This window comes from Paenibacillus endophyticus (assembly GCF_014192395.1).
In the GTDB taxonomy this organism is placed as follows: Bacteria; Bacillota; Bacilli; order Paenibacillales; family Paenibacillaceae; genus Pristimantibacillus; species Pristimantibacillus endophyticus.
Window position 1 is genome coordinate 194,315 of the sequence record NZ_JACHXW010000006.1, and the last position, 22,697, is coordinate 217,011.

Genomic DNA, 22,697 nt, shown 5'->3' on the forward strand with positions numbered 1-22,697 from the left:
AATACATCCATTTTTATAACGCTTCATTGAATAGGATTTCTGATATTTGTAAGAGTCTGATCTTTTGGAGATCAGGCTCTTTTCGCTGGCTGCCAGAAGTGAGTTGCAAGTGCGAACTTAAAGATTTCTTTAACTTTCACACAGGGGCTAACCCGCCATGATAGAGTAGTAGTTTGATAGGATAAATCAGCTAATTGATGAGCAAATATGAGAATAATGTTTTCTAGGCTTTTAATCATTACAATGATAGTTCGTTTAATTGTTTCACCGGGGGCTATGGTGTCACAGTTCTGGTGAGCCAAAAGTATGTAAATGGATTCTTTTGTATTTTTACGTTTAAGAAGGAAATTTTCAAAATGAAAGGCCGGAATTTGATGAAAAATATCCGAAATTTAATCATTTTTTTAATCGTTCTTCTTGCAATAACTCCATCTGCAGCGGCACAAAGCTCAAGCTATGCAGAAGGGCTTAACCACTTGGGATTGTTCGGTGGAACGGGGAATGGATATGAACTTTCGAGGGTGCCTACCAGAGCAGAATCTCTTGTGATGATGCTGCGTCTGTGGGGGAAGGAAGAAGAGATCCTGAAAAGCACCTACAAAAATCCATTTCATGATACGGGTTGGGAAAGTCGCTACGTGTCGTATGCCTATACAAAGGGTGTAGTTAACGGAATTAATGAATTTAGTTTTGGCGGTAACCGACCAACCTCTCTAAATCAATATTGTTCAATGGTTTTAAGGGTTTTGGGATATTCAGAAACAAAGGGTGACTTTACCTATGAAACCGCGGTTTCTTTCGCCTCAATGGTTTTAGGAATAGACCTTACAAAAGAAGTCGAATTCAATCGGGGATCTCTTGCGAAAATAAGCAGTTATGTTTTAAACACAAGACCCAAAAACCAAATTGCAACACTTGGTCAAACCCTCAGTGCAACAGATGTTTTCACAGCGCAAGGTTTAAACGAGGCAAGGTCACTTTGGGAGCAGGATAAAAATCTTGATTCATCGACGATTTTGATATATGCAGTTGGTTCTGACCTTGAATCACAGCAAGGTCGGCTAACGGATGACTTGGAAGAAATTTTTCGTGGTCAGCCAAACCAAAATACGAAAATCCTGATTCAAACAGGTGGAACGCTCAAATATCACAACAAATATATGGCTAATGGTGCATCAGAACGCTTTGAAGTTGACAATGGACAACTTAAAAAGCACGAAAGCCACATCAAAACCGCCGCATCAGACCCTAAAACACTAAAGGATTTTCTTGTTTGGGGCAAAACCGTTGCACCAAGTGAGCGATATATACTGATTTTATGGGACCATGGGTATGGTACGATGGGTGGCTTTGGTGCAGACGAGCTAAACGAACGAAAAACGATGAAAGTTTCGGAGCTTTCGAAGGCAATCGATTCATCAGATATGTATTTCGACTTAATCGTCTTTGATGCATGTCTTATGGGCACAGTTGAAACGGCCTACGCCCTTAGAAACCATGGCAAATATCTTATAGCTTCTGAAGATTCAACCCCCGCAGCAGGGTTGTATTATACCACTTGGATAGGTGCAATGGAGCGAAACCCGCAAATTAGCACTGAAAGGGTGGGGCGTTTAATTTTAGATTCCTTTACCCTTCATTCGGGGATTGAAGCTAATATGCCAACAACAATGTCAATGATGAAGCTATCACAGGCGGAATCATTGGTTAAGGCAATAGAAAACGCAAAATTTGATTTTTCACTAACAGACCTTGCAAAGAGCTCAGAGCTATTAGGCAAAAACGATGGGATATTCGATCAATATGATCTTATAGACATAATGGGCAAATCATCAGAAATTACTGCAGCAGCCCAAGCACTTGCATTCGAAGTAAGAAATTCAGCAGGCTATAAAAATCGCAACGGCGTGGCTTTATATGTCCCTAACAGAAAAATCGCACACACACATAAAATGAAAGAAGAGCTAAAAGCCATTGGTTTTAGCTCAAAGTATATAGCAACTATTTTCAACTAAAATTAGCTGTAAAGGCTGATTTTTGTCCTGAATGTCATCCACGGAGTAGTCAGCAAAGTCCTTGATGGTTTCTGCTTAGAGGCTTCGCATGAGTTCACCAAACTTTTGCAAGTCTCTTTTTTGCGTGTCTCGGTTGGCTTCGTAGTCTAGTCTACCTACGAAACTTAAAGTTTTCTTTATAAAGCAGCAGTGTTTCTATCAACCATGGTAACATGGAGGAAAAATATTGTCGAAATTTGGTTGTCACGGTTCATAACAGCTAAGTTAGGTCACTATGAGATCAAAAATGAATGCGACTTTAAAAGAACGATTACAAGTACGATTATACGAGGAGGTATTTTATGAAGAAGATTTTAAGTTTGATGCTAGTACTTTCGCTTTTAGCATCAGTAGCGCCTGTTTATGCGAATGTGCCAACAGAGTACACCTATGTGTTTGGTGTGAAAACAGGAGGAAACGAAAACGGCGGAACAGGTGATGATATTTACATGGGCGTAAGTACCTATGAACCTGGAGCAAACTCTGATCATATAGTAAATCTTGGCGGCGCTGCGGCTTGGTCTGAACCACAACATACATTTAAATTGCAAAATATTCCACCATGGAGAATGAATGAACTCGTTTTTTGGCTTGTGGGCAGTGATGACTGGTACGGTGAATCTGTGGTTCTGTGGCTTCCTCATATTGGGGGGAGCATAAATCCAACACAGGCGAAGACCATTCCAATAAACTCATGGACAAAAGATCAGGGCAGACTTTATCGTGACATTTCCGACGTAACAAAAAGAAAATTCATAGATATGGGTTCCGTTGACTTACCTGGGGGAGAGTTCTACCTTGATGCTAATTCGTCAGGCGCTCAAAGTGTAAACTGGGACAAAAAAGTCAGGGATCAATATGGTCAATATGACATTATGCAATATGAGGATGCTCCAGTTTTTAGCTATACCCTTTCGGACGATGCTGTAGGTAGGGAGTGGTTAACATTTGAAGAGCCAACAAAAACAAAAAATTTCAAGTTGGATATTGACCGCAAAAAGCTTCACGATGCAATGGTTGCACAGGATAAAGCGGAGATATCACTAACCTATAGGGTGGCGCTTCTTGCCCAGTCCACCAACGCTGAAAGCCTTGGAGAGACTTTTGCCCATACAAGTTCAGGAAATCCCGAAGTTAAAACCTATTTAACAACAAAGATAGGGCAAGCGGACTATTATTATAAAGATGTAACTTATACGTTTTATCGCAGCATATATAACCTTGGTAACCCCAATATCAATCAAACCATTACCTATTCACCCAGCACTGACAATCGATATTTAAATCGAAAATTTACAGATGTTAATATCACAGTTGACGCGGTTTCCATTCACAAAAAAAGCATGACCCAAGAAGATAAAACGGAGCTCATAACAAACTTCCAAGCAACACCTGTGTTATATCTTGGGAACAATACGACAACACCGCTTGCCAACCTTACCATGACAAAACTGCAAGGCAATGACGGAAAACCAAACGGCACACTTCAGTTTACTGGAAAAGTGCCGCTGGATGTTAGCGAAGTTGATAGCGAGGGCATAAGGCTCCAGCTTAATAATGTGTCTACCTCTCTAACGAAAAATGGTCAAGCTCAGGCCTATCATTTGGAAAAACCAACACCAGAATCAACAACATCACAAAGTTTTTATTTTTCAACTCACAAAGTGGATACAAAAACTCCAACCATAAGAGTTACCGACCAATTTGGAAATGACCTTGTGGGGGGGGATTCCATTCAAAACAACATTAAAAGGATGCATGAATTTTATATGGTTTCAAGCGAAACACTCTATCCAGAGGGGAATGTCGCTCACACCACTTTGAATCAAAACTATTTTAAATATGAGATGTACAAGAAAAGTAATGATTCCTATGAACCGACAATGATAAGAATAACAAACTTTGACGGAACAGGAATCCAAACAAGAGTTACCGCACCAATTAACACGCAAGTGTTAAATGGAGTCAGCATAAAACTAAGTCCAATTGTTCCAACAGAAGGCGAATTCAAGCTTCGGCTTTATGGATGGGATAGAGCTGACAATCCACTAGGCGGAGATGCCGGATACGCAGAAATTGAAAATATCAAAATCGATAACCAGGCTCCGCGAGTAACCATTCACGAAACTGTACATCCGCAAGATGCGCAGCTTCGCAATAGAAATGACTATCGTTTTGAAATGAACGACCTTCAACAAAGCAATAACGGCTGGTCAAGGACTTATTATACCTTTATAAACGGAACTGCGACGCCAACTGACACTCCAATCAATCAAATTGAACCTGTATCAAAAGAAATTGCTTCAACTCAAGGGATGTGGGCATTTATAGACTCAGAAGGTGATAGCGCAACGGCTATGCTATCCATTCCAAAAGGTGACAACTTTGACGGAACTCTCTATTATTTCACAGTAGACTCACTTGGAAACGATTCAAGAAACGAGCAAGTTTCAAGATATTATAAAAGACCTGTGCAGATTTTCAATGGAAATGTTGTAGACACACTCATTACGGAGGATTTCAGCCTTCCAAAACCACGTTTTGACATCAGTTTCGACACAAGCAATCCAAACATTGAAACGAGTTATAGATGGACTGCTCATCCCAGCAATACCTGGACGCCTACCTTTACACAAAACTTTAGGGCATATAGTGGACAAGATGTTGGTGCTGCTCAACAACGTAATCTTACAGGAACTCTAAGTTGGATGGACGGAAAATATATACTTGAATATCGTGTTACAGATAAACAGTCTGGCAACACTGCCGAGTTTTCACGAGAATACATTTATGACTACTTGGCCCCGGAGATTAGCTATACCGTCGGAGGTCAGCATGATCATTTTAAATCATCACATCAGTTTAACGTGAAAATGACAGATCGTAGCGGAATTGCAAGTGCATATTACTATTTATCTAAGCCAGGCTCAGAAATTAGAATTGATGATACGCCAAACTATCCGCTGACACTAACACCAAACAGTGAAAACATTGTAGAGGTTGATCAAACCTTGACCATAACAGACCTTCCGTCAGGTGCGTACAGCATTGTTGTTGTTGCAAGAGACCCGCACGGCAGAGAAAGTAAAAAGGTTTCCCCTTACTTTGGCATAAGGTCAGGACCTGCGAAAATTGATGTATTAGAACATAAGCAACCAAAGACTTTAAACGGAATGGGTACAACAACGGATGGAACATATAAGGTCTATGCTATTTTGAGTGAACCCCATAAAGCATGGACTTCTAATAGCACATCGAAATATCAAAACCCGGTATATTATGCAACAACTGACGGCATGCCAACAGATAACGGCGTTTTAGTGCCCGAGTTTACAGCAGGCAACAACTTTGGTGGATATTTTATATTTACACTCGACACACCTGTGCCGCTTCAAGAGGGTGTTAACACCATCTATCTTCAGTTCGGGCTCATCAATTATCCTGCTGACGCAAGACCTGAGTTTTTAACAGAAAGAAGACCTATCACCATTCTTTATGATAGCCAAGCGCCAACCTTTGAATTGCCAGACTATAGTACAATTCAGCCAACAAACGCATCAGTGACAGCAAGAATCGTAGCAAATGATGTTGGCACGGGAATTAGTAAACTGACAGTTGCACCAGAGGATGCAGACAAGATCTCGGTTTCACCATATGCAAACGGTGCATTCACCGTAACGATTAGCGAAAACATAACAACAAACTTAATCCTATCTGACGAGCTTGGAAATAGTGTTTTTGTTCCTATTACAGTTTCAAATATTGACAAAACAGCTCCATCTACACTTGCGTCAAGTAAAATCGTGACAAAAGGAGCGAGACAAGATGGTGTTATCACAGTTGATGTTTCAGACAAGAATGACACAACCGTTTCATTCGCACTTATTCAAGACCCAACAGAAAATCATATTTTAACAGAAGCTGACTATGCGTTGTTTAATTCAAGTCAATCAGTGGAAATGCAAAGTAGTCCGGTAATCGTTAATGGAGAAGGGAACAAACAGAAAACTTATAAAATTGACTTGAAGGGGCTTAGTGGAAGCTATGCAATTGGGATCAAAGCCGTCGACTCATCAGGAAATGTTACTGAAAAAGTTTTCTTTGACTCAAAACTAGACCTGGTTGACGCGCAAGCATCAATTGTAAGTGTTAGCGCAAACCCTACAACAACAAAAACTACCTCAACGGTTACCGTTTCATTTAACGTTCCAGTAACCGTAATGCCTAACGCACCTGCCCAGGGTAATGATGTGGGTGATATGGCAAGGTCGAATCTTCTTTATACAGGACTTTTAACAACATCCGCTGACTATGTGCTGGACTATGATGTTGTTATTCAAAACAATAATCAAATCAGCCTTTATATTCAGGACGAGCTCGGAAGGGATAGTGTTGTAGAATTCACACCTGATGTTGAATTCGTTACAGGATTTGACATTACGGGGCATGTAGAGAAAAATGGACAAACCATCCAAAACGGAGAGTTTATTGCCTATAACCAAGGCGACAAGCTTTATTATGTTGTCGTTCCCAATCCAAAGTATTCTGGACAATATTTCTTTGTTGAAAATGCAGTGTTGTCTGGATTAGAACTAAATGCAGAGCTAAGCGTTCTTGACTCTACATATACAGAAGCAGGAGAAGGAACAGCTTATTCAAAGCTTGTTTTTGAAGCACTAAGAGATGGCAAAACAACAAAATCAGCTTATTTCGAGGCATACACGACAGAAGGTATTGAAGCCGATAGGATGGAAGCCGAATATGTTGCAATGACAGTGGTTGACGAAACTGCACCTGTTGCAAATGTGGATTATTCGATTACGGAGTCAACAACCCAAAATGTTAACGCAAGACTTTCTATATCGGACCCGGAAAGCGGAATTTTAAAACTTGAACGTTCGTATGACGGTATAAACTTTAGCCCAATTGACTCCATTGTTTCGCACACCGAAACATTCGAGCAAAATGCAACGGTATATTTCAAAGTGACTAACAAAGCAGGAATAGCAACAATCTTGCCAGTCGCAGTTTCAAACATTGATAAAACGCCAATCATGCAAGACAGTCACTACACGGTTGAATACGCCTACGAAAACTATCTTGGAAATTGGGTTCCAATCCAAGAAGGAAGAGCCTATAGAAGGGTTATGGCAACGCTCAAGTTTATCGGTGGCGGAAAAACGCTTTCTATGACAAACAACAACGCAGCCTTTTCAAGGACTTTAACTCAAGATGTTAACACATTCACATTTGAGTTTAGGGATAATGCAGGAAACACAGGTTCTCATACGGTTAGCTATAACCAATTTGACAACACAATTGGTCAAACGTCCTATGTGTTATCAAACACTTCCAAGACTAACCAAAATATCTTTGCAACGATCACTTTATCTGATGATTCAGGTGAAATAGCATTTGCGGAGGTCAAGAAGGGCGAAGTGGTTTATCCATTCAAAGGTGAGCCGCTTGAAAATGAATATGTCGTTGAGCTAGACAGCTCAGGAATTTATTATGTGACAGCGTATGACTACGCAGGAAACAATTGGACTACACCCATCACCGTTTCAAATATTAATAAAGTGGTGCCAATTGCAACCGCAAGGACATACAGCACACTTCCAACCACAATTACGGCACAAAGTGTGAATGTTGAGTTGACACAGTTTAGCAAAGATATCAAAACCATTACAGTCACCGGTGTAGAACCTACCGGAAGCCTAACTGCCAACGATATCGTACATATCCCTGGCACAAAAGCTGTTCGCTTTAGAAAAAATGGGACGGTTACCATGTTCTTTGTTGATGACTATGGAAACAAAGGACATGAGGTTATTACCATTTCAAATATTGTTTCCACGCCGCCGCAAGTCAGCGCAACTGCAGCATTAGCTAAAGATAAGCTGAGCGTTAATGTAACATTTGACCAAATCCGTGACAGTGACGGCGTTCCTCTGGACATTCTTAGAAAGCTAACAGACCTTACCGTTTCTTATCGTGGATATGAATATGCACTTTTAACTGAGGAGAAAAATGAAGACGGTGATGTTGTGTCCTATAAAGATGCAGTTATCAACGTTAACACTAACGGGGAGCACGTCTTTCAAGTTAGAGACCAAACAGGCATAACACAAAAAATTCTTTTGACGGTTGAAGGAATTGAAGTTGGAGGACCAAAGGTTAAAGAAGTTCGTTGGTCATATAAATATCTTGAGAAAAACCAAGCTGGTCAGTGGGTGGAAAAGGATTATCAAAACAAGATTACTGTTGGAGTTGACACATCTGGAAAAGAAGAAGGTTATGTTGTGGGAACGGATAAAAACCCAACAACAAATCAAGATGTCAAAGTCACATTAATCACTGACAAAGATGCTAAGTTCGTTGGCGGAAATGACGTTTGGGAACAAGATAAGTCAATGAACTATAGAGAAAATGGACTTTATGTTTTCAACCTCCAAGGAAGAACAGGGGATTATGCTTCGTATGGTGTCAACATTGGTCTAATCGACAAAACACCTCCTGTGCTAAAACTTAAAAATGGTGAGGAGCTAATCTTCATCGAAGGAATGACGCCTAAAAAAGATGCCTCCATTGCATATGACAAGTCAAAGCTTCTCGACTTCGAAGCATGGGATATGGTAGCAAATCAAAAAGTTGATCTAACAAACCGAGTTACCATCAGCTATGGAGTAGGCGGGCGAGTGTTTAACCCTGACAACATCTCAGCAAATGAATTTGTTCGCTCGAACCCTTACTATATCGACTATACCGTAAGAGATGATGCAGGAAATCAAACAACCATTCGTCGAACCGTTCGCCTTGTGGGTCTTTATGACACAATAGCCCTTGTTAACGGAGTTATGCCGGACAGCACAAATGCTGCAACCGTTCTTGGAAATAAAGTTGAAATTTCACTGAAAAACTTTTCCGGAATCTCATATGCACGTTATGAAAAAGGTGTTTTAACGCAAGGTCAGATGAAAACAAAAGGAACGGTCCTTCGGGAGAAAAACGGAGTTTTCACAATGGATAATGTATCGGAAGGTTGGTATACCATTTATATCCAAACGGATAAACGTGATTATTTCAACATCGCTGTATATGTTTCAAAAGCTCCAAAACAAGGAGGGAAATAGGCATTGACTATCCATAGAACAATAAAACGCAGCATAGCTGCAACTCTTTTTATAACCATGCTTTTCACTTTTGCAAGTTTCCCTGTTCGTGCAGATGCTAGTGGAGCGGATTATTCAATTGCAAACGAGTTTATGAAATATTCTATAAATTCAAGAACGGGTGGTTTTTCAATCGAAACGATTGACGGTCACCCACAAAAAGCTTTTGACAACAACCTTCCGCTTCTTTATAGGGAAGATGCGGCAAGAAGCAATGGAACATCATTCACAACCGTTCGTATCGACGGAAAAGATTTTATTTTCGGTCAGGAATATGGCTGGTTTGGAATAGATACAAAGCTTCACGAACCTGTCGTTTCAGAGCAAAACAGGCTGTTAACCATTGCATGGGACATCAAGGGCTATACCATTACACAAAAGGTGTCCATTTCTATTGACCCTAGCAACCCGAGGGCTGGAAACATTGGTATTTCATATGATGTGAAAAATAACAACGCCGCAGCCGGAAAAGTTGGTATTCGTCTTCTTTTAGACAACGCGCTTGGTTCAGAAATTGATTCACCTTATGTTTTGGTTGACCCAACACAACCGACAATCGTTGAAACCGAATATAGCGGTGACAACCTTCCGCAACAAATTAGATATGTTGATTCTCTTTCAGCTTCGGACAAAATGGCTTATGCCATGTTGTCCGGCTGGAGTGGCAACAATAACGTAAAGGTTGATAAAGTTATTGTTGGTCACTGGGTTAATCTTGCAAACACAAGATACGATTATACACCAAACCCGAATGTTGATTTTACCAACTACTCAAACAAATATTTAATTCCTGACACGGCAACTGCTTATTATTGGAACGAAAAATCAATTGAGCCAGGTCAAGTCAGAATTTCTGAAATGCTCTATGGTATCGGTAACTTTTCTGAACAAACACAAAAGGAGCATGTTTCAATAGGTATCCAAACCGAGAACGTTTTACTGACTAACGACAAAAAAGCATATGAAAACAATGGCGTTTTTAAAGCAACTGTAACTATTGACAACAGTGTCTCAGGAGCTAGAGAACTCATAGAACCAATTGTGAAACTTAGCCTTGATGAGGGACTTGTTTTTGCAGCGACGAATACGCGAGAATACACAGTGAAGATTTCGGGCGGTCTTAACATTGGATCTGTGTTTGATATTCCAAATGTTGAAATTATTGCAGAGAATCAGTCTATGATAACAGCAAAACGTTTGGTCGTTTCGTTAAACGCAACAGAAATTATTGATTCTAGCACACATAAAGTGGTTGACTATGGTGCTAATACAAACATTTTGATTCCTGCAGTTGAAGGCAAGCTTCCAGAAGTTTCAATGAAGCATATTTTCCCAGCGGCCGTTTATTATGAAGGCGACAAAAATATCACGGTTTCAGGTGATATGAACGTTTTGGCTGGGGCCCTTTCGGGAAGTGATGGATGGAGTCTTTATCTTGTTTCATCATCAAGCGGTGAGGCTATTTTGATTGACAAAAGAAAAATAAGTTTTATTGAAGAAGGTAAATCGCTTGCGTTTTCAACTAATCAAACTTTGGCAGTTGGAAAATATGACATTGAATTTAGATTTACAAATCAACAGCTAATCGATGCTTTTGGTACAAAAATCAAAGCAACAACTACACTAGATGTAACAAATAATATTGCGGATAAAAGTGCAAGTTATGGTATTGTTTCGCTAGTTCGATTTACAAACGCTTCAAACAACAGGCAGTTGTATGACTATATTAGTTTTGAAAACGAAGATGTAATGAAAAAATTTACATCTGGCAGCGTTAAAAGAGATGGCATTCTTAACAAAGGCATAGGATTTGAAAAAGATAAAACAGAAATTCTTTTGACACTTCGCGGGAAGATTAGGCTTATGGATACGGGTACAGAAAAATATTACTCTGCTAGCAAAGCCGATGGCGACATTACCATCAACAACATCTTGGCATATGACAGCAGCGAAGCCCTTAAGATGACAGTTGACAACAATGGTGCAAAGCTAGAAGGCGATGGCACCATCAAAGTAATCAACTCCATTAATATTTGGCATAATAAGTGGCATTTTGAAGCCAAAAATGGAGTCAAATACAGCCTGGATCGGGAAGCTGTTTCCGAGAAGGAGGCTGTGGCACTTGAACTTCAGCTTGGAGATGCCGGAAATATGCTGCAAAATATTGCAGGTTTTTTAATTAATATTAAATATGGTGTTATGACTCAAGATGAGGATGATTTCGGAATTAGCTTTGGCGGAAAGATTTCAATGCCTTTAAAAGCCGCTGACAAATCGAAGGGTGAGGAGCATTATGATTATAAAGGCTCACTAACTGCGAACGTTCAAGATGTTCTTTATGGAAGTAAAGACAGCGAAATTGGTTTTATTGGCATTAACACAACACTATCTGTAGGCCTACCAGAAGATATATTAGGCCCATTAGTAGGAAACGAAGCCGGTGTTGAGGCGGAAATAACAATTAACACCATTGATGATATTTATAGCATTGACGCCGGTGTTTCTATCACAATGCTGGAAGTAGAAGGGTCATTGGCACTGAAAAAGGTTCCTATTAACTCTGTTCCAAAAATAATGCTTGACGAACTCACATTCTTTTTAGCGCCATCAACAATGAAAGTCCCTGTGGTTGCACCTTATGTATTTATCACAGGTCTTGGCGGAGGGATTTCAAACCTTGCAGATACAATTGCTGGAGAACCAGCAGGCGAACTTCCTCCACTTACCATCCATCTTCAAACAAGGCTTTTAATTAATGCAATTATTGTAGGTGACTTTAAGCTGGATGCCAAACTATCCGGTCTTGCAATTGAAGGTGTTGGCCGGTTAAAAAAAGACGAAGATGGAAGACTTCTTAATATTCGAGCGGGAATGAATGTTCAATGGATATCGCCTTTTCAGCTAAATGCCTTTGGCGACATCAGCATTCACGCCGGAGCGATTCGTGGTGGTATAACGATAAAAATTACGGAAGATTATTTTTATGGTTATGTTTACGCAGGACTGTTCATTCCAGACTCAATCCCATTTGTGGGGGGCAAGGAGCTTGCAGGAGTTGAGGCAGCTGTTTCATCTGACTTTGTAGGTGCAAACTTTAAAGTCATTGGAGTTAAGCTTGGCTTTATCTATTATTGGAACGGTGACCTAAGCTTTGGCGGATCAATCGACCTGTCTTCAAGAGGAAACGCCGTTCACTATGTCCACTCGGAAGCGCTAGACGAAAGCGGTAATCTTGTGCCAACGACCATGGCATATGGAACGAATATGAGAAGACTCACTACCAAGGCAAGTGCTAAAACTCGAGCCGGAAATGGTGTTACAAAAGAGGTTAGCCCAACAACGAAAGATTCACTTCTCATTGAAATTCCGCTTCGTGGATTTGTCAAACCTTCTGCATCAGAAATCATTGTCACCAATCCAGATGGAAAAAAATTGACAATGGTTGAAGACGATAATAACGGCAACGGAAACTATCTTGTTCAATCTTTAGATGGCGTTAATTATTTGTACATTTCAATCACTGACCCATCTCTTATTGTTGCTGGTAACTGGTCAATTTCAGTTACAACACCTGATGTTTATATCGACTACTTTGAAGTAAACAGTGTTGACGATATGCCAGAGCTTACAGGAATTAGTGCTTCGACTAGCGGAAATTCAAGCCGTGATATTAACGTTTCTTGGACAACCGATAAGCAAAGCCAATATTCGGGCGCACTTAATGTCTATGTCACAAAAGATCCGTCAGTCATGCAAGCAATTGAAACTACTAACATGCAAGACACTTCATCATTAATTAGTATTGGTAACCTAGAGTTAGACGAAATTGAATCAGGTTCTCATGTGTTCACACTTCCTGAGTCCTTCCCTCAAGGGAAATATCATGTTGTTGCCATGCTTGTTAACCATCAAGGCGGAATGAGTAAGAAAATCACTTCTTCAACATTCACTTTCACAAATCCACTGCTTCCTCAAAAACCACAATCTGTTTCTGCGGTCTACAGTGGTGACGGCTATGTGAAAGTTGATATAACTGGGAGTGACAAAACGGCAACACACTATCTCGTGGCTATCCAAGACGAAGATGGTGTTGAGGTTGAAAATTCCTTTGGTCAATTTAAAGTCGGCAGTGACATCATCCTAAAACCATTAGAAGACAAAACGAACCGACCTCTATTACAGGAAGGCAAGAGTTATTTTGTTAAAGTGCAGGCTACTAGAATTGTGGAAAATCCGCTTAAACATGCCGAATACTATAGTTCAACCGAAAATGCATCATCGCAAAGCTTTGTCATGCCTTCAATGGAGAAGCCTCAGCTTTTAAGCATTGAAACAAACATTGACAGATCAAAAGAACTATATTATTTAAGTACTGACAAGTTAGAGGCAACTTACACCTTCGACAGGCCTGTTAAAATGACATTTAACCTTAACACTGAAGAAAAAAACACGCCTCAGGAGTTTAAGACGGTTTGGTCATTTGAAGAAAGTCTTGAAGACGGCCAGCATTTGGTTGACTTTATAGCGGTTGGCGAAAACCGTGACACAATCCAAGGCAGCAGGTCATCAGGTGCAATTGGGTTTACTGTTGACACAAAAGCACCGACGTTACTCCTTGGCGAAGATGTTCAAACAAGCCTTGACAAGGAAAACGTTGACAACACCGTCAGCAATCAAGTTGTTTTTGTTGGCGCCAATTCAAGCTATAGCTTCCATGGTCTAACAGAATCTTCCGCCTCACTAACTTTAGACGGTAGTTCAGACGGAATTGTTAGAAATCCAGACGGAACATTCGTTGTAAATCGTAAGACCTCAAGCCAAGATCCAGACCAAACCCTGATTCTTAAAGCGGTTGATGATGCTGGAAACGAAACGGTTGTTCAGGTTTATCTTGTGAATCGTGCTTTGACAGAATTTGAAAGCATTAAATTAATCTCTGACCTTGAAAGCTCCGATGATCAACCTGATTCTATCGAGCTTGGCATAGGCGGGAAAACGGTGCTTTCCGTTAAAGCTCTTCGCACAGTTGGGGATACTGTATTAAAAGCAGAAGACGTTGTGTGGCACGTTCTTTATAATCAGAACATCATCAGCCTTTCACAAGATGGGACAATTGAAGCATTAGCTCCCGGCGAAACGGCAATCAAAGTTAGCTATAGACTTTCTGCTTTTGAAGGTCAAAATGGGAAAACTGTCTATAAAGAACTGTCAGACGTTATCAAAATTAGTGTGAAAGATCTTGGTTATCGTTATGAAGTTCGTCAAACACAAGGGTTCTCGTTGTACACCATATACACTGAAATAAACATGGGCAAGGCAACAGTTTTGGTTGAAGGAAACAAACAAACTCTTTTATATGACAGCTTTAAGAAAGCCTATATTGGTTCTTCAAGGGAGCTTGTCACAGGTGAGCAATTAACAGCCAACCTTGTTTTTGAACCAACGGTGAAATCTCCTATTCTTCTTCGTGGAGACACCGATGGTAATGGTGTTATTGATAAAAATGACATTGCAGCAACAAAAGATGCTATTTTAGACAATGTCTACAACGGATTTAGTTCTTCAGAAAACTGGATGAGATCAGATAAAAACGGTGACGGCATTGTTGACATTGTAGATGCGCAACTTACACTAATGGAGGCACTTAGAAGATGATAAAACAATTGAAAATTATGTTGTGTATGCTACTTCTAGTGGCTGTTTTACCATCATATGTCTACGGTGCAAACGATGCTGCTGACCTTGGTTATCGTGTAGATATCACAGTAACTGACAGCTCTGGTTCTCCAAAATCATCATTTGACGTTGGAGAAGAAGTATTTGTTAAACTAAGTCTTTCATATACTGGTGCTGGAAGAGCACCGGTATATGGCTTTCAAGGAAAGCTACAGTTTGATTCTTATGTTCTGAAAAACACCAGTGTTCATATGGAAAAGGACATTTCAATGAAATATTCCGATGGTGTCATCAACTATATCTATCTTGATATGACCGCGAGCGGAAAAGATGATTCAATGCTTCAGAATATTGGAACTGCTGTTTTCCAAGCTAGAAACAACGGAACTTTCGACTTTTCTTTAAGTAACTTCATTCTAACCAATAAAGATGCGTCACAGCGGTATATTGAACCGTTTGAAGATGTTCAAATCATTGTTGGCTCTGGAATAAAGGAAGCTTCAAAATCATCACTATACGAAGACATTGTTGCTGCAAAATCTTTACTTGCTTCAGTTATTATTGCGGATAATCCTAAAACAATATATAGCCCGGATTTTTGGTATTCAACAAAATCCGCTCAAAATTTAAGGAATGTTATTGCCGAGGCTGAAGCTGTTTTTGATAAAGAAAATGCTCTGGCTTCGGAAATCTCAGCAGCAATCGAAAAGCTTAGCATTGGCTTTTCCAATTTTGAGAATTCTAAAATTATCGGTCCAAAACGTTGGGTTGTCTCGGACAGTAACACCCCAGTTAACTATTCTGTTAAAGCTTCTGTTAAAGGTGGAAATGGCAAAATTGCCGATGGCTTTGAAGCTCAAACCGTTCGTGCAACAACCTCTGCAACCATCAGAATGATTCCCGATGAAGGGTATGAAACCGAATATATCTTTATCAACGATGAAAAATTTATAGGTCGTGACATTTACACCATTCCAGAGGTTAGCCGTGACACAACTGTAGTTGTTACATTTGTGAGAAAAACTCCTTTTACAGATATAGCACATGACGATTGGTTCTATGTTTCTGTAAGGTATGCTTATAACGAGGGGCTATTCACGGGAACTTCTGAAACAAATTTTTCACCCTCTGGAAAAATGAGCCGTGCAATGCTTGCCACTGTATTGTATCGTATGGAAAATCAACCAAATGTTGAATTTGCAAATGTGTTCTCTGACGTTCAAAGCGATCGTTGGTATTCAGATGCTATTATTTGGGCAAACCAAAGTAAAATTGTTAACGGGTATGGTAAGGGATTATTTGCTCCCAATGATGCAATCACTCGTGAGCAAATTGCTGTTATGCTCTATAGATACGCAAATGGTAAAGGGTTTGACCTTCAGACCGAAATTTCAAATCTTAGCTTCAAAGATGCAAATGAAATTTCTGACTTTGCCAAAGAGTCCATTACTTGGGCTGTATCAAAGGGCATTATGAAGGGCAACTCTGATATGACGCTAAATCCTTCTGGTCTTGCAACCAGAGCAGAGGTTGCCACTATGCTCCAAAGGTTTAAAGAGTTGGAATAATTTTAAAATGAATACAAACCAAACTGACTTAGAGCTTTTCTTTGTCAGTTTGGTTTCTTTCTGTGAACTTTTGATGGGGGGCGAGTACGGATGAGGAGTCCATGCACGTCAAATCGCCCTCCGCCATTTGGAGAAGGGCGTATCGCGAAAGTGGTCTCACCCTGCAAGCCTGGTGTGAGCAGGCAGGCATCACCAAAGAGCAGATGAAATACTGGATGTACAAACGAAAGAAGGTGCAGTCCTCCGACTCCTCTTCGGTGTCACGGGTTGGATATGTACCCGTATACGGAGGCTACTGTTCGACCGATGGCTGACTCCATCTATTTTGAACACATACTCTACCCACACATCTTACACACACGGATTTATTGCACAAATTTCTGTAGACAATCAGACAAAATCGCTACAAAAAAACTCGAAATACACATAAAACGCTTTTGTCTCATGGTAGGCATGATGTAATAAAGGACTAGATCCCTTGCGTAGCAAGGGTTTCTCCTTTGTGAAATGCCAAATGACCATATGATTTTAAAATAGGCTTCTCACGAGTTCAGAGCGAACTTTGTGAGAGGCCTATTTTTTTACAAACGAATTGTCGGTGCTTCAATTGAAACCTGGAATCGATGCCGAACTGGTGAAGCTGGTATTAATGGGTCAAGAATCCGTTAACTGTGGCATCGCCGGTGCAGAAAGGTATGAGGTGGACGAAAGAGGTATTTGCCCCGTTCTGGCTACTGCAGAGAAACCGATTAAAGGGATTTGGCTATCTGAGTGCGGAGGCCGAGCCAATTATTTGTTCAGTGTGTTTCCGTGAAAAGTGGATGAATAACGTTCATAAACAAAAAGACTGCTTCCCAAATGATGGGGGAGGCAGTCTTTTGGCTTATTTTGCTGTTTGGTAACTATAGATTAGCCGGATATCTCCATAGCTCCTCCGAATATTCACTATATCCGGAATCTGGAGAGGGCTATACTTTAGGCGTAAATCAATCTATCCATGAAAAAAATGAGGAGGAAAAAAATGAAACAGACAAGGCTTAAACGATGGACTGTAGGCATGATCGCGGCGATGACGTTCTTGATGACCTGCGCGCCGTTACCCGTCGTGAAGACGGCCGCAGCCGCAGCGAGCTCAAGCGCCGTCGTCAACGCGTATGATCTTGCGACCCGCGGTGCATGGAACGGTGTATACGGCCGCGATGGGTACGTGTTGTTCGGTTATGATGGCAGAGATGCCGATCCAATGGAGTATCAAGGGGAGACAAGCAAAGAAATCGCTTTGTACGACAGCGATGTGACCATCAAGCCGGCTTACGTGCAGGAACAAGACGGCAGCATCTATACCGCTACCGCAGGTGCTCGCGCATGGCTCAAATCGGATGACGTCAGCGGCAACGGAGCCGTGCTGGAGCCGCCGTCCGGCAGTGGGCTTACCAAGACGAATGCCTTTATCTCAAGAGGGACGCCGGGGAGCGATGGGGACATTCGGCAGTTCGTGTTCACGCTCGAGGATAACGAGGAGCATCTGTTTTCGGTTTATTTTGCGGGGGACATGAATTATAAGTATTACACGATAAAGGATTTGGAAGACAATATTCTCGTGCATACATTCCGCGGAATGAAAACGCTTACTCCTGCATTGGCCGATGCGCCGGGTTTACCTGAAGGGGCAAATGGCCTGGGAGATCAAGGCGCATACATCACGTTCAAAGTAAAAGGGAGCTTCGTTTTCGAGGTGATGGGCTCGTGGAACGAAGGACCGTCCGGGATGTTCTTCGATCCTGTCGATTCCGTCGATCCCGTCTCAGACGCCGATGTGTCACAAGTCAGCGTCGACAAGTCGACCAAGGGAGATTGGATCGGTAATTACGGTCAGGACGGACACATTCTGCTGGGGTACAACTATCCGGATGCCGTTCCGGGCGATAGCCCGGTTTGGGATACATGGCTGTTCATGGATCCAATGATCCATGATTACGTGTCGAAGCCGGATTATCTAGATCAATTCACGTACAATGTCAACGGAAGCTTGTGGGCAAGAAGCTCGACGAGCGACGAAGCCAGCTTAAGCGTTCCAGCCGGCGCCGGATCGCCTGCCAAACATGATACCTATGGAGCCGGTGGCTCTCCGGGACAATTCAGCTTCGTGCTGGACGATCAGGCTTGGCATCAATTCACGGTCTATAGCAATGCCGTTCCGCAAAATGCGGTGGAATTCTCCTTCCAGGACAACAACGGCAAAGTCATGCTTCCTGGCCATTCGATTACGCCAGATATGTTTAACGATGGCGTTTATTTGACCTATTTTGTTAAAGGCAGCTTTACACTGAAGGTAACTAAGACAGACAGTGACATGACATTCGGTCCGCAGGCATTTTTCTTCGACGAACTTGCGGTTTATGACCTTGAAGAGTTTACTGGCGAGTACCAATCGCCTCGCTCCGCTAAGCTGAGCTGGAGCGGCGGGGAAGCGGGCTCGATCGCGGTCATTGAACGTTCCGCGCAGGCAGAGGGTCCTTTCGTACAGGTAGGTGCGACGGACGCCGCGGACGGCGCCTATGTCGATTCCGATCTGGGAACGAGCAGCACATACTTCTACAGATTGCGCGTCAAAGACGGCGGGCGTTATTCGTTGCCCGGCGACAGCGTCGTGTCCGTCGATATGCCGGCATACCAAGCCACGGCTTTGGAATTTGACTCCGTGGCTTATGAGGTGTCAGAATCAGGCTCCCCTGTTGAGCTCAATGTGGCATTAACATCCGAGGGCCTTCCCGTGAGCGGCAAAACGGTAGAGTTCAACTTGTCCGGCAGAACGGTCGGCGATTATATTCTCGCCTCATTAGGTTCGGCCGTAACCGATGACGACGGAGTGGCGACGCTGAGCATCACGCCAGATTATATGGGAAGCTTTATCGTCACGGCCTCGTTTGCTGCGGACGACGAGGATCAGTTGGCGAGATCGACTGATGATGTTGCGTTGACGATTGGCGGCGAGGCCTGGGAGCTTCCGCCGGTCGTCTACAAGCTGTCGGATGGGGTGAAGCCCGGCGAGCTAATCTCTATTAACGGATACGGTTTGAAAGCCGGCGATCCGGACGCTATACAGGTCGTGATGAAGGCTTACGACGGCAACGGCTCCTTGCCGGCAATACCGCCGGCAGACGGAACGACCGCGGCAATCAGGCAATACGATGGGCGCGACGGCTACTTCCTCGTAGCCGAGTTCCCAGAGCAACTGACCACAGGCCTATACACCGTCTGGATCAACAACGGATACGGATGGAGCATGCCTATGTTGCTGAACGCCGCTCGTCCGTTGTTCATCTCCGAATATGAAGCATGGGAAGGACAGACGATCGATCTATCCGGACGCAACCTGATGGCAGAGCAGTTCGGGATGGATTCGGCGACGCGTCTGCGACTCGTTAACGCCTCCCGTTCGGTCGAGCAGAAGATCGAGCAGTACTCGCCATATTCTTTGCGCTTTAACGTCAAGGCGCCAATCGGCAAATACACCGTAGAGGTGAGCAACAACGACGGCTTGAGCTGGGCGCCGCTGGCCAGCGGACAAACGTTGGACGTGGTAGAGGCAGGCCGGGATCCGCTTGGGTTAGGCGTCGCTTGGGCTAACCTGTTCGATTGGGACAATCGTTATGACGTAACCGACTTCGGAGCCACCCCTGGAGACGGCGAGGACGATACCGCCGCCGTGACGGACGCGATCGAGGCAGCGAAGGCTTCCGGCGGCGGGGTCGTCTATTTCCCGTCGGGCACGTACGAGCTGAGCCGGGTTCCGATGTATGCGGACATTGTGCTGCTGGGCGAGGATAGGGATTCGACGCATCTCGTCTATACGGGAGCGGGAGTCAATATGTTCGAATCCGAAGGCGACGGCGCGGTGGAAGGCCGATATGGTGTGTCCGGGTTTACGGTCGGACTCTCCGATAACGCCAAGCGCCCGGATATGTTTTTCGCTTTCGGGCAGCCATGGAGCGAAGCAGCCGGCAATATGGCCTTGCGCACGGCCAGCGAAATGTTTATCGACAATATCAAATTGGACTATACGCTGGATACCGGCTACGGACAGGCGAACCCGGATCCTTACGCGGGCATGCGTGGATTGGCCGTCGTCATTATTGGCAAAGAACGGTTTATCGTCCGCGACTCCGAGCTGAGCGGCTGGTCCGCCGGCATTACGCATGCTTATCTTAACGAATATACGACTTATTTTAATAATAAGCTGGACTACGCGCACGAAGGTTACTTGCAGACCGTTGCCAACTACTCGTTCATGAACGGCAACATCGTGCACGGACGCGGATGGCAGGCGGGAGTGCTCAAAGATTCGCACGGTCTGTTCGCCCGCGCCAACGTGCACATGGAAGGCAATCAGGTGTACGACGTTGGAAGTGACTATAACGATGGAGAAAGTTATGCAGTAGACAGCCCAGGAGGCAACTTCAACACCGGTTATGTCATCAACGCGACCGAGAACACGTTGACGACTGCTCCGCTTATGCCTCATCGAGACTACTCCATTATGTACAATACGCTAGGCGTGCAAATTACGGACGGCCGGGGCATGGGGCAGTGGCGGGAAGTGGAAAGCATCGACGGCAATGTCATTACAATTAAGGGCAGCTGGGACGTCGTTCCTGACGGCAACAGTGTGTTCACGCTTATTTCACCTAACGACAATGTAACCATCTACAACAACTTTGCGGAAAATACGAGCAAGGGCATCTATATTTTCGGCAACGCGGTTGACACGGTGGTAGCTGGCAACGACGCGGTCGATACGGAAGGTGCGTTTGTCTGGACGGCATTGATTAAACAATCGGCGGCTCTGGTCACCGCCATGCATGTCGCCATTCGCGACAACGAGTTCGCTGGCGTGTCGCCGAAAACACGCACAGGAGGCATCCTGCTTAATACGCAGCGCTACGGATCCGAGGGCCGGTATTATTCGGTAGGCGCAAACAATATCGAAATCCGCAACAATGCCCTTACCGGTGTGCCAAGCGCCGTGCCTAACAATTTGTCAGAGGCGCCGCAAGAATCCGGAATCGTATTCTGGTCGGGGCTCAAAAGCTCGGACTTGATTACGGACGGTTATAGCGGCGATGCGACCAATCTGCTCGTGCAGAATAATATCCTGACCGACTTTAACAAGGGCATTAGCGTAACGCTTGGAGATTATGGCGTCATTACCGCAGGAAATTCGTTCTATAATGTCACGACCGAATTGTATCATGCGGGCAAAGACCGGGTTGCCGGAGAAGTTGAAAATCTAGTTCAGCTGGAAGGCGAGGCTTCGGTGGATGTCGGCGATCTAAGACGGCTGTACAATGCGGAGATTGCGAGGGGCAGAAGCGCTTCGAGCTATACAAGCCAGACATGGGAAACTTATTCCTACAGTCTCGCGGCTGCGGAGGAGATCGTAGCCTTATCAACGCCGCGCAACATAGACATTAGAAACTCCCTATATGCGCTTCGTTCTGCCGCAGCAGCCTTAGAGACCGTTCCTGCCTCTCACGGTGAACCCGGCCAGCCGGGCAACGGCGGCGAGGCGCCACAACCGAATCAGCCTGTCCAACCGGAAGAGCATTGGCCGGAAAAAGGGGAGAACGTTACTTATACCGGATCCTATCTGTCGCCGAATAACGAAGGTCTTCTCGAGCCCGACCGCAAGCTCACGAGGGGCGACGTGGCCGACATGATCTACAGTTTGTACGAGAAGCCGCAATCGAAGCTGGACACGGGCGTACTGAAGCAATTCTGGGATGTAAGCCCCCTGCACAAGCATGCGGAAGCGATCGCTTTCTGTACGCAGCTTGAATTCGTACACGGTTATCCGGACAACAGCTTGAAGCCAGAACGATTGATCACGCGGGCGGAATTTATATTGATGGCGCTTAAGCTGCGGAGTCTTTCGCTTACCTCAGGCGAAGCGTCATTTGCCGACATCGAGGGGCACTGGGCACAGTCAGCGCTGGAGCTGGCTTATGGAAACGGTCTGATAGCCGGTTATCCAGACGGCAACTTCAAGCCGAACCAGACTTTATCCAAAGCCGAGGCTGCTACCATTATGGCCCGTATTCTGCAGCGCTCCTCGGAATGGACGGGAGTTCAGACGTTCCCGGATCTTCCAGAGAGTCACTGGGCCTACGGTTCGTTAATGAACGCGGCGAATGGTCAACAAAAATAAAATCAGCCGTCAAACCATC

Annotated in this window: 7 protein-coding genes; all 7 read left to right on the plus strand. The window is 43.7% G+C overall.

Annotated elements, in window-relative coordinates; all coding sequences use genetic code 11:
* Positions 1-356: 356 nt before the first annotated feature.
* The gene (locus FHS16_RS12400; protein WP_183562456.1) at positions 357-2,015 is read left to right on the plus strand and encodes a clostripain-related cysteine peptidase; all 1,659 of its coding nucleotides are present in this window, start codon (positions 357-359) and stop codon (positions 2,013-2,015) included.
* Positions 2,016-2,356: 341 nt separating this feature from the next.
* On the plus strand, positions 2,357-9,187 hold the full coding sequence (locus tag FHS16_RS12405; protein ID WP_183562458.1) for a hypothetical protein: 6,831 nt from the start codon (positions 2,357-2,359) through the stop codon (positions 9,185-9,187).
* Positions 9,188-9,190: 3 nt separating this feature from the next.
* The gene (locus FHS16_RS12410; RefSeq protein WP_183562460.1) at positions 9,191-14,881 is read left to right on the plus strand and encodes a hypothetical protein; all 5,691 of its coding nucleotides are present in this window, start codon (positions 9,191-9,193) and stop codon (positions 14,879-14,881) included.
* Positions 14,878-16,470, plus strand: coding sequence for an S-layer homology domain-containing protein (locus FHS16_RS12415; protein WP_183562462.1), 1,593 nt, complete (start codon positions 14,878-14,880; stop codon positions 16,468-16,470). Before FHS16_RS12410 ends, FHS16_RS12415 begins: the two co-directional genes overlap by 4 nt.
* A 101-nt stretch (positions 16,471-16,571) precedes the next feature.
* On the plus strand, positions 16,572-16,784 hold the full coding sequence (gene tnpA, locus FHS16_RS12420; protein ID WP_183562464.1) for an IS66 family insertion sequence element accessory protein TnpA: 213 nt from the start codon (positions 16,572-16,574) through the stop codon (positions 16,782-16,784).
* 293 nt (positions 16,785-17,077) lie between these two features.
* Positions 17,078-17,284 carry a hypothetical protein gene (locus FHS16_RS12425; RefSeq protein WP_183562466.1) on the plus strand — a complete coding sequence of 69 codons (207 nt, stop codon included), beginning with the start codon at positions 17,078-17,080 and terminating at the stop codon, positions 17,282-17,284.
* Between the two features lie 207 nt (positions 17,285-17,491).
* On the plus strand, positions 17,492-22,678 hold the full coding sequence (locus FHS16_RS12430; RefSeq protein ID WP_183562468.1) for an S-layer homology domain-containing protein: 5,187 nt from the start codon (positions 17,492-17,494) through the stop codon (positions 22,676-22,678).
* Positions 22,679-22,697 lie beyond the last annotated feature (19 nt).

What these genes read in the sequence shown, in the direction of transcription:
- FHS16_RS12430 (WP_183562468.1), top strand. Translation starts at nt 17,492, where the DNA reads ATGAAACAGACAAGGCTTAAACGATGGACTGTAGGCATGATCGCGGCG.
- FHS16_RS12415 (WP_183562462.1), top strand. Translation starts at nt 14,878, where the DNA reads ATGATAAAACAATTGAAAATTATGTTGTGTATGCTACTTCTAGTGGCT.
- FHS16_RS12400 (WP_183562456.1), top strand. Translation starts at nt 357, where the DNA reads ATGAAAGGCCGGAATTTGATGAAAAATATCCGAAATTTAATCATTTTT.
- tnpA (WP_183562464.1), top strand. Translation starts at nt 16,572, where the DNA reads ATGCACGTCAAATCGCCCTCCGCCATTTGGAGAAGGGCGTATCGCGAA.
- FHS16_RS12405 (WP_183562458.1), top strand. Translation starts at nt 2,357, where the DNA reads ATGAAGAAGATTTTAAGTTTGATGCTAGTACTTTCGCTTTTAGCATCA.